This window comes from Paraburkholderia bengalensis (assembly GCF_037126505.1).
In the GTDB taxonomy this organism is placed as follows: domain Bacteria; phylum Pseudomonadota; class Gammaproteobacteria; order Burkholderiales; family Burkholderiaceae; genus Paraburkholderia; species Paraburkholderia bengalensis.
Genome location: NZ_JACFYJ010000174.1, coordinates 1 through 8,484, shown reverse-complemented (window position 1 = coordinate 8,484; position 8,484 = coordinate 1). Strand labels below are relative to the sequence as shown.

Genomic DNA, 8,484 nt, shown 5'->3' with positions numbered 1-8,484 from the left:
GTCCGCTCCCGCCCCCGCGCCGCGCGCTGCCGCTGCTTCGGCGCCGCCCGCCGGCCCCGTGCAGAACATCGTGCTCGTGCATGGCGCGTTCGTCGACGGCTCGAGCTGGAACGGCGTGATCGCGCGGCTGCAGAAGAAGGGCTATCGCGTCGCGTCGGTGCAGATTCCGCTGACCTCGCTCGCCGACGACGTCGCCGCCACCAAACGCGTGCTCGCTCAACTGTCCGGCCCGACCGTGCTGGTCGGCCATTCGTGGGGCGGCGTCGTGATCACGGAGGCGGGCTCGGGACCGGACGCGTCGAAGGTGACGGGGCTTGTCTACGTGGCGGCCATCGCGCCGGACATCGGCGAGTCGGCCGTCGACATTCTCAAGCGCGGCCCGCAGATGCCCGCCGGCTCGGCGATGACGAAGGACAGCACGGGCTTCCTATGGCTCGACCCCGCCCGCTACCACGCCGACTTCGCCGCCGACGTGCCCGAAAACCTGACGCGCGTGCTGGTCGCCGCGCAGCAGCCGATCGCGAGCAAGAATTTCGAGGAGCGCGCGACGCAGGCCGCGTGGCGCTACAAGCCGTCGTTCTACATCGTCACGACGCGCGACCGCGCGGTGTCGCCGGAAATCCAGCGCTGGATGGCGCATCGCATCGGCGCGACCATCATCGAGACGCCGTCGAGCCACCTGTTGCCCGTGGCGCACGCGGGCGCGACGGCGGACGCGATTGACCGCGCGGCGAGGGAGTTCGGCAAGGAATAGCGGCGGCGCCCGCAGCGGGAAACACAGCGCGGCGCGCTTCGTCGAAATCAGCGCGACCGCTCCGCACGCCGTCGCGACCTCACGCCGGCAACGCCGCCGCCTCGCCCTCGGGAATCCGCGCGAGCCGCGCCACCGGCGACATCGCGATGATGGCCGCCTGCACGGCAAAGCCGAGCGCCGCCACGACGAGGCACGCATCCATGCCGAAACGCGCACTGATGGCGGCGCCAAGCAGCGCGCCGAGCGGCCGCGCACCGTAAGTGGCCGTGCTGTTGAGCGCCGACACGCGGCCCATCATGCCGGCGGGCGTGATCGCCTGGCGCAGCGTCGTCGAGCCGACCGTCCACAGGATCGGGCCCGCGCCGAGCAGAAAGAAGCTCGCCGCTGCGAGCCAGAACGACGGCACGATAAGCGTCGCGACCATCGCCAGCGAGGCGGCCAGTCCGCAGAACGGCCCCACCGTCAGCGTGCGCCCGAACGTCACCCGCCGCGCGACGCAAGGCGCGGCAAGCGCGCCGCACACCATGCCGACGCCGTACGCGCCGAGCGTCGCGCCGACGGCCGACGCGCTCATCCCCAGCCGATGCACTGCGTACGGCACATACACCGCGTGCAGCGTAAAAAAGCCGACGTTGAAAAACACGGCCGTCGCGAGCATCGGACGCAGCAGCGCGTCGCGGTACACGAAACGCGCGCCGTCGCGCAGTTCCAGCATGAAGTGGCGCGCGGCGGACACGGCGCGTGGCGGCTCGCGCAACCCGGCCAGCAACGCGGCCGCGAGCGCCGACAGCGCTGCCGCGCATCCATAGGCCCAGCCCGCGCCGATCCAGCCGACCAGCAGCCCGCCCACAGCCGGCCCCGCCGAATACGCGACGCTGCGCGCGAGTTCGACGCGACCGTTGGCGGCGGCAAGCAGATCGCGCGACACCAACGCGGGCACGAGCGCGGGCGCGGCGACGCTGTACGCGACCGTGCCCGTCGCGCCGACAAAGCCGAGCACGGCGAGCAGCGGCAGCGTCAACGCATGCGACAGCACGAGCAGCAGCACGCCTGCCATCGCGAGCGCGCGCACGCCTTCGGAGACGGCCATCAGCGCGCGGCGCGAACGGCGGTCGGCGAACACGCCAAGCGGTATCGACATTATCAGGAACGGCAAGGTCTGCGCGGTTTGCAGGAGCCCGGTGTCGCGCGCGCCGGCGTGCAGCATGAACACTGCGACGAGCGGCGCGGCCGCGAGGCTGATCTGTTCGGCGGACTGCGCGATCAGATTCGACCACGCGAGCCGCTGAAACGAAGCGGGCAATCCGTTGCGAAGAGAAGAGAAGCGGGAAAAGCGGGCACGCATCGGCGGCCTCCGTGAGTCGATGACGAAGACCTCATCATCACGATTTCACCCAGCCGATACGCCCCGCTTCTTGCTTTGTGATTCCTGCCGAAAAGAGCGTGCAGGCATCCGCTCAAGGCGCGTACGACGACGCCATGCCGCTTTCCAGCCCGTGCTCGAGCGTCGTGCGGAGGAGCGCGAGGCCGCGCGCGAGCGCATCGATCGAACTCGCGCCGCTCATGCAGACGCGGATGGCGTGCGGCGCGACGTTGCGGCCGATCAGGAAGCTGTCGGCCGTTTTCACGAGCACGCCTTCCTGGCGCAGCGCCGCCGCGAATTCGGCGCGCGCCAGGGCTCGGGCAGCGGCAGCCACAGAGGCGAACTGGTCGGCGCCTGCCGGTACGCGACGCCCCCGAGCGGCTGTCTCGCGATGCCATGCTCGGCATCGATGCGCGTGCGCTGCAGCGCGTTGAGCCGATCCATCTCGCCGCTGTCGATCCAGCGCGACACGACCTCGTCCATCAGCGGCGCCGTCATCCGCTGATGGACGAAGCCTTCTCCGCGCTCGATCCGCGGATCCGCACGGAAATCCAGGACCCGTTGCTGCAACTGCAGGCGACGCTGAACAAGACCATCGCGTTCACCACGCACGATCTGGATGAGGCGCTGTGCATCGGCAATCGCATCGCGATCCTGCGCGACGGCACGCTGGTGCAGGAAGGCACGCCGAACGAAATCCTCGCGAAACCCGCCGTCGATTACGTCGCCAGGTTCGTCGAGCGCCGATCCGGCGCGCATCGAGCGTCACGTTCGGCAGTCCGCCTGTGTGCGGATGAAGTAGCGCGGCAGGTAGAATGCACGCGATGAAGGCGTTCTTCGAGACATCGAAGAACGCCTTCGACGTTTGATGCATTGCGTTCGTCTGCGCTCGTATCCGCTTTAAGCCGCTCCCATGAATCTCGAAAGCGTTCTCTTCTCCCAAGGTTTCGGTTCGCGCCGTCAGTGCCGCGCGTTGATCGCGGAAGGCCGCGTGTCGGTCGGCGGCGCGACGTTCGATGATCCCGACGCCGATGTCGCGACCGACGCGCTGGTGTTCGAGATCGACGGCATCGCATGGCCGTTTCGCGAGCGCGCGTACATCCTGCTCAACAAGCCGTCAGGTTATGAATGCTCGCGCGATCCGCAGCATCATCTGAGCGTCTTCAGCCTGCTGCCCGCCCAGTTCGCGACGCGCGGCGTGCAGTGCGTCGGCCGGCTCGATCAGGACACGACGGGCCTGCTGCTGCTCTCCGACGATGGTCAGTTCGTCCATGCGTACACGTCGCCCAAGCGCAAGGTGCCGAAGGTCTATCTCGCGACGACCCGTCATCCTCTCGACGACGCGCAGCTCGCCGCGCTGCGCGAAGGCGTGCTGCTGCACGGCGAGACCAGACCCATTGCTGCCGTCGCGGCCCATGCGCGCAGCGCCAACGAACTGGAACTGACCGTGCTGGAAGGCAAATACCATCAGGTCAAGCGGATGGTGGCGGCGGCGGGCAACCGCGTCGAGGCGTTGCATCGCGAGCGCGTCGGCGGGCTCGCGCTGCCCCCCACGCTCGCTCCCGGCCAATGGCAATGGCTCGACGAGGCCAGCCTCGGATTGTTACGTGGGTAAGCGGGCAAGCGGGTAAGCGGGCAAGCGACTGACGCTTCCGGCCTGCCGCCCGCACGGCTGCCAAGCGATGGAGACTGCGTGGGATTCCGAACGAAATCCGCCTGAAACGCCTTGTCTGGCGCTGCGTCGCAGCATGCTTGCGCCGAACGCCCGTCCTATACTCTGCTTAACAAACGATTACAAAGCAGGCAAGGAGGAGCGCCATGGTTACCTACGGAAACCTCGGGGTTTCATACGGAATGGTCGCAATCGTCTGTCTCGCGTTTTTGCTGGTCGGTGGCGTCGCGGCCATCATGCATGTCCGGCATCGGTATGAGCCGAGCCTGATCGCGGCGCTGATCGGCGCATTCTGCTGTTTCCTCCTGCTGGAGGCGCTCCCGGCCATCACCTGAGCGGCAAGCGATCCCGCAATTGGCTTGCGCCCGCGTTCAGGTTCGCCCGGGGCGCGCGAGCGTGCGCAGAAAGTCGTCGACGTCCGGAAAGCGCAGCCTCATGCGCAGTTCGCGCTTGAGCCGCGTGTTGATTAGACGCCGCGATTCACGCATGAACGACAGCATCATCGGCCCGAGTTGCTGCTCTGCCTGCGCGCGTGCGATGCGCGGCGCGCGCTCGACGCCGAACACGTCGGCCACCCTGTCGAAGTATTCGCCCATTTTCAGCGTCGTGTCGTCCGATGCGTGGATCACGCGCGACGGACGGCCGTGCGTCGCCATGCGCAGCAGGATGGCGGCGAGGTCGTCGGCGTGGATGTGATTCGTGTAGACGTCGTCGGCATCGACGAGCGCGGGCGTGCGCTTCTCCAACCGTGCAAGCGGCAGACGGTTGGCGGCGTAGATGCCCGGGATGCGAGCGATGCAGGCGGTCAACGTGCGCCGCGCGGCCGCACGCCGCAATTGTGTTTCCGCCGATACGCGGCGCTTCGCGCGCTCATTGGCGGGCGCGACGGGGCGCGTCTCGTCGAGCCACGCGCCGCCGCAATCGCCATAGACGCCCGTCGTGCTGGCATAGACGACGCGCACCCGCGCGTGGCCGGCGTGGCGAGGCGGCTGCCCCCCGTCGGGTACAATAGCGGATGCTTTGCGGGCGCGAATGCCTTGCTGCGCGCGTCTGAGCCGCCCCGTGCCGATCTGCCGGGCACGACGGATGCGCGGCGCGCCCAGGGTGGCGATCAGCGCGCGTGTGCGCAGGTCGTCGTCGCCGGTCTTTTGCGGGGGCGCGAGATGCAGCACGGTGGGCGCGAGGCGGGCAATCCGCGCGAGACTCGCGCGCGCGTCGAGGTCCCCGACAATCGGCGTGACGCCCGCCGCGCGCAATTCGTCGCGGCGCTCGGCGTGATGCGTCAGCGCATACAGACGCGCGCGTCGTTGCAGTTGCCGCACGCAGCGCATGCCGACATCGCCGCAACCGACGATCAGCACGCGCGGCCTGCGCAAATTTCGTGTCGCTTTCATCGTGGACGCATTGTAGCCGCGATCCACGACACGCATAGGTTACCGATTTCCAGCATCCGAACATTGAACGACATATGGCATTTAACGTAACGCTCCGGCAAAGCGGCCGGCAGTTTCAGGTAGAACCCGACGAACCCGTGCTGACGGCCGCCCTTCGCCAGGGCGTCGGCCTGCCGTATGGCTGCAAGAACGGCGCCTGCGGTTCGTGCAAGGGCACCGTCGTCGCGGGCCAAGTCGAGCAGCGCGCGCATTCGTCGTCGGCGCTGTCGAACGACGAGAAGACGCGCGGCATGGCTCTTTTGTGCTGCGCGACGGCCTGCACGGATCTCGAAGTCGATATCCGCGAAGTGACGGGCATCGGCGACGTGCAGGTCAAAAAGCTGCCCTGCCGTGTCAACGCCATCGAGCGCAAAGCCGACGACGTCGTCGTGCTGAAGCTGCAGTTGCCCGCGAACGAACGCCTGCAGTACATGGCCGGCCAATACCTCGAGTTCATCCTGAAGGACGGCAAGCGCCGCAGCTACTCGATGGCGAATGCGCCGCATACGGAAGGCCCGATCGAGCTGCACATCCGCCACATGCCCGGTGGCGCGTTCACTGATCACGTCTTCAACACGATGAAAGAGCGCGACATCCTGCGCTTCGAGGCGCCTCTCGGCACGTTCTTCCTGCGCGAAGAGTCGGACAAGCCGATCGTGCTGCTCGCGTCGGGTACGGGCTTCGCGCCGCTGAAGGCGATCGTCGAGCATGCCGTGTTCAAGAACATCACGCGCCCAATGACGCTGTACTGGGGCGCGCGCCGCAAGAAAGATCTGTACATGATCGAACTCGCCGAGCAATGGGCGCGCGAAATTCCGAACTTCAAGTTCGTGCCGGTTCTCTCCGAGCCGGATGCGGACGACGCATGGACGGGCCGCACGGGCTTCGTTCATCGCGCCGTCATCGAAGACCTGCCAGACTTGTCGGCGTATCAGGTGTACGCGTGCGGTGCGCCCGTGATGGTCGAGTCGGCGCAGCGCGATTTCACGCAGCATCATCGCCTGCCGGAAGACGAGTTCTACGCGGATTCGTTCACGAGCGCAGCCGATCTCGCGAATCCCGTCTGATCGTTGCGCATTCACGTTTCAAACGATCAGTCGGCCGGCAACGCGTAAAAACGTACAAATTGCAGGTTTACACGGGCGCCGGCCTTGTCGTATTCTTTCGCGCATGAATCGCATCCTGTCCGAACTTCGACGTCGCCGCTCGCTGCTCCCTTAGGGGCGCCGCTGGCTTCGTCACGGATTCGCGCGGACAACGCGCAGGCAGTTCGAATCATGAAAGCCACGGCATGCCGTGGCTTTTTGTATTTCTGCCGTCCCCGTCGCACCTTCTTCTTTCCGTTGCTGGGCCATATCGTCCGAGGCGGTTTTTCATCCCTGTTTGCCTGGAGCCTGTAGCCATGAACTTCAATGAGTATCCGATCGATTCGCTGATGTACATCACGAACCGGCCCGAAATCGTTTTCACGCACGGCAAGGGCTCGTGGCTCTACGACAATACCGGCAAGCGATATCTGGATTTCATTCAGGGCTGGGCCGTCAACAGCCTCGGCCATTGCAACGACGGCGTGGTCGAAGCGCTCACGCAGCAGGCGCGCACGCTGATCAATCCGTCGCCGGCGTTCTATAACGAGCCAATGGCGAAGCTCGCGCGCCTGCTCACGCAACACAGCTGCTTCGACAAGGTGTTCTTCACGAACAGCGGGGCCGAAGCGAACGAAGGCGCAATCAAGCTCGCGCGCAAATACGGCAAGAAGTTCAAGAACGGCGCATACGAGATCATCACTTTCGACCACAGCTTTCACGGCCGCACGCTCGCGACGATGTCGGCGAGCGGCAAGCCGGGCTGGGACACGATCTACGCGCCGCAAGTCCCCGGCTTCCCGAAAGCGGAGCTGAACGACATCGCGTCTGTCGAGAAGCTGATCACCGACAAAACGATCGCCGTGATGCTCGAGCCGATCCAGGGCGAAGGCGGCGTCATCCCGGCGTCGCGCGAATTCATGCAGCAACTGCGCGAGCTGACGACGAAGCACAACCTGCTCCTCATCGTCGACGAAGTGCAAAGCGGCTGCGGCCGCGCGGGCACGCTGTTCGCGTACGAGCTGTCGGGCATCGAGCCGGACGTGATGACGCTCGCGAAGGGCATCGGAAGCGGCGTGCCGCTCGGCGCGCTGCTGTGCAAGAAGCACGTCGAAGTGTTCGAAGCGGGCGATCAGGGCGGCACGTACAACGGCAATCCGTTGATGACGGCAGCAGGCTACTCAGTGATCTCGCAGCTGACGGCGCCGGGTTTTCTCGAAGGCGTGAAGGCGCGCGGCGAGTATCTGCGCACGAAGCTGCTCGAACTATCGGACGAGCGCGGTTTCGAGGGCGAGCGCGGCGAAGGCCTGCTGCGCGCGTTGCTCCTCGGCAAGGACATCGGCAACCAGATCGTCGAGAAGGCGCGCCTGATGCAGCCGGACGGCCTGCTGCTGAACGCAGCCCGTCCGAACCTGCTGCGCTTCATGCCCGCGCTCAATGTGACGACGCAAGAGATCGACCAGATGATGTCGATGCTGCGCTCGATCCTGGACACGCTGTGAGCAACGCGGCTTCCCTGTCGATCCGCGTGTTCGCCGCTGCCGATACGGACGCGGTGATCGCGCTGTGGCTCGAAGCGTTTCCCGAGTACAGGGACGCGACGCGGCCGCAGCGCAATCCGCATCTGTCGATCAGGAACAAGCTCGCGACACAGCCGGAACTGTTCTTCGTCGCGGTGAAGGACGGCCGTGTGGTCGGCACGGTGATGGCCGGATACGACGGGCATCGCGGGTGGATGTACTCGCTCGCGGTCTGCTCGCGTGAGCGGCGTCACGGGATCGGCACGCAGTTGGTGCGGCATGCCGAGGCGGCGCTGACGGTTATCGGCTGCCCGAAGGTCAACCTCCAGGTGCTGAGCGCGAAAGAAGACGTGCGCGGTTTCTACGAGGCGCTCGGGTATCGTGCCGATGCTGTGATCAGTCTTGGAAAGCGGTTGGGCGAGTTCGCCTGACGCGCCGATAAAACGCTCGTCAATAAAAAAGCCGCATGCTCTCGCATGCGGCTTTTTTTCATCGTCAGCGCGTCACTCGCCCAGATAGGCCGCCCGCACCTTCGGATCATCGAGCATGTGCTTGGCATCGCCCGACATCGTGATCATGCCCGAGTCCATCACATAGCCGCGATCCGCGGCCTGCAGCGCCAGCCGGGCATTCTGCTCGACCAGCATCACCGTGATG

Annotated in this window: 9 protein-coding genes and 2 pseudogenes; 7 read left to right on the top strand and 4 right to left on the bottom strand. The window is 66.1% G+C overall.

Translation table 11 applies throughout. The features are described 5' to 3' along the window. Positions 1-754: alpha/beta fold hydrolase (locus H3V53_RS41640; protein ID WP_336602808.1), on the top strand; the 754-nt coding region annotated here is incomplete at its 5' end. A 79-nt stretch (positions 755-833) separates the two neighbouring features. Here the strand turns inward: H3V53_RS41640 and H3V53_RS41635 are convergent. Both H3V53_RS41635 and H3V53_RS41630 read right to left on the bottom strand, forming a co-directional pair. After that, positions 834-2,099 carry an MFS transporter gene (locus H3V53_RS41635; RefSeq protein WP_336602807.1) on the bottom strand — a complete coding sequence of 422 codons (1,266 nt, stop codon included), beginning with the start codon at positions 2,097-2,099 and terminating at the stop codon, positions 834-836. Between the two features lie 112 nt (positions 2,100-2,211). Beyond that, positions 2,212-2,451 carry a hypothetical protein gene (locus H3V53_RS41630; protein ID WP_336602806.1) on the bottom strand — a complete coding sequence of 80 codons (240 nt, stop codon included), beginning with the start codon at positions 2,449-2,451 and terminating at the stop codon, positions 2,212-2,214. 167 nt (positions 2,452-2,618) lie between these two features. Here H3V53_RS41630 and H3V53_RS41625 point away from each other — a divergent pair. From H3V53_RS41625 to H3V53_RS41615, 3 genes and pseudogenes are all read left to right on the top strand, one after another. Beyond that, positions 2,619-2,858: pseudogene (locus H3V53_RS41625) on the top strand (glycine betaine/L-proline ABC transporter ATP-binding protein); the annotation flags it as partial. 172 nt (positions 2,859-3,030) lie between these two features. Then, positions 3,031-3,732, top strand: a complete 702-nt coding sequence (locus tag H3V53_RS41620; RefSeq protein WP_336602805.1) for a pseudouridine synthase — start codon at positions 3,031-3,033, stop codon at positions 3,730-3,732. 203 nt (positions 3,733-3,935) lie between these two features. Continuing rightward, complete coding sequence (locus tag H3V53_RS41615) at positions 3,936-4,124, top strand: hypothetical protein (protein ID WP_054916857.1); 189 nt, start codon at positions 3,936-3,938, stop codon at positions 4,122-4,124. Between the two features lie 36 nt (positions 4,125-4,160). Here the strand turns inward: H3V53_RS41615 and H3V53_RS41610 are convergent, their stop codons facing one another. Then, positions 4,161-5,183, bottom strand: coding sequence for an NAD-dependent epimerase/dehydratase family protein (locus H3V53_RS41610; protein WP_336602804.1), 1,023 nt, complete (start codon positions 5,181-5,183; stop codon positions 4,161-4,163). 74 nt (positions 5,184-5,257) lie between these two features. On the opposite strand from H3V53_RS41610, the gene H3V53_RS41605 reads away from it, so the two are divergent. The 3 genes from H3V53_RS41605 to H3V53_RS41595 all read left to right on the top strand — a co-directional run bounded on the left by H3V53_RS41605 (position 5,258) and on the right by H3V53_RS41595 (position 8,258). Continuing rightward, positions 5,258-6,289, top strand: a complete 1,032-nt coding sequence (locus H3V53_RS41605; RefSeq protein WP_336602803.1) for a CDP-6-deoxy-delta-3,4-glucoseen reductase — start codon at positions 5,258-5,260, stop codon at positions 6,287-6,289. A gap of 335 nt (positions 6,290-6,624) precedes the next feature. Then, positions 6,625-7,809: an acetylornithine transaminase gene (locus tag H3V53_RS41600; protein ID WP_336602802.1), complete on the top strand. Its 1,185-nt coding sequence runs from the start codon at positions 6,625-6,627 to the stop codon at positions 7,807-7,809. Beyond that, the gene (locus H3V53_RS41595; RefSeq protein WP_336602801.1) at positions 7,806-8,258 is read left to right on the top strand and encodes a GNAT family acetyltransferase; all 453 of its coding nucleotides are present in this window, start codon (positions 7,806-7,808) and stop codon (positions 8,256-8,258) included. The genes H3V53_RS41600 and H3V53_RS41595 overlap by 4 nt, the downstream gene beginning before the upstream one ends. Positions 8,259-8,330: 72 nt before the next feature. On the opposite strand, the pseudogene H3V53_RS41590 reads toward H3V53_RS41595, so the two are convergent. Next, a pseudogene (locus H3V53_RS41590) lies at positions 8,331-8,484 on the bottom strand (ABC transporter ATP-binding protein); the annotation flags it as partial.

Bases quoted from the DNA above. Each gene is read 5' to 3' on its own strand.
- H3V53_RS41635 (WP_336602807.1), bottom strand. From the start codon at position 2,099: ATGCGTGCCCGCTTTTCCCGCTTCTCTTCTCTTCGCAACGGATTGCCC.
- H3V53_RS41620 (WP_336602805.1), top strand. From the start codon at position 3,031: ATGAATCTCGAAAGCGTTCTCTTCTCCCAAGGTTTCGGTTCGCGCCGT.
- H3V53_RS41615 (WP_054916857.1), top strand. From the start codon at position 3,936: ATGGTTACCTACGGAAACCTCGGGGTTTCATACGGAATGGTCGCAATC.
- H3V53_RS41610 (WP_336602804.1), bottom strand. From the start codon at position 5,183: ATGAAAGCGACACGAAATTTGCGCAGGCCGCGCGTGCTGATCGTCGGT.
- H3V53_RS41605 (WP_336602803.1), top strand. From the start codon at position 5,258: ATGGCATTTAACGTAACGCTCCGGCAAAGCGGCCGGCAGTTTCAGGTA.
- H3V53_RS41600 (WP_336602802.1), top strand. From the start codon at position 6,625: ATGAACTTCAATGAGTATCCGATCGATTCGCTGATGTACATCACGAAC.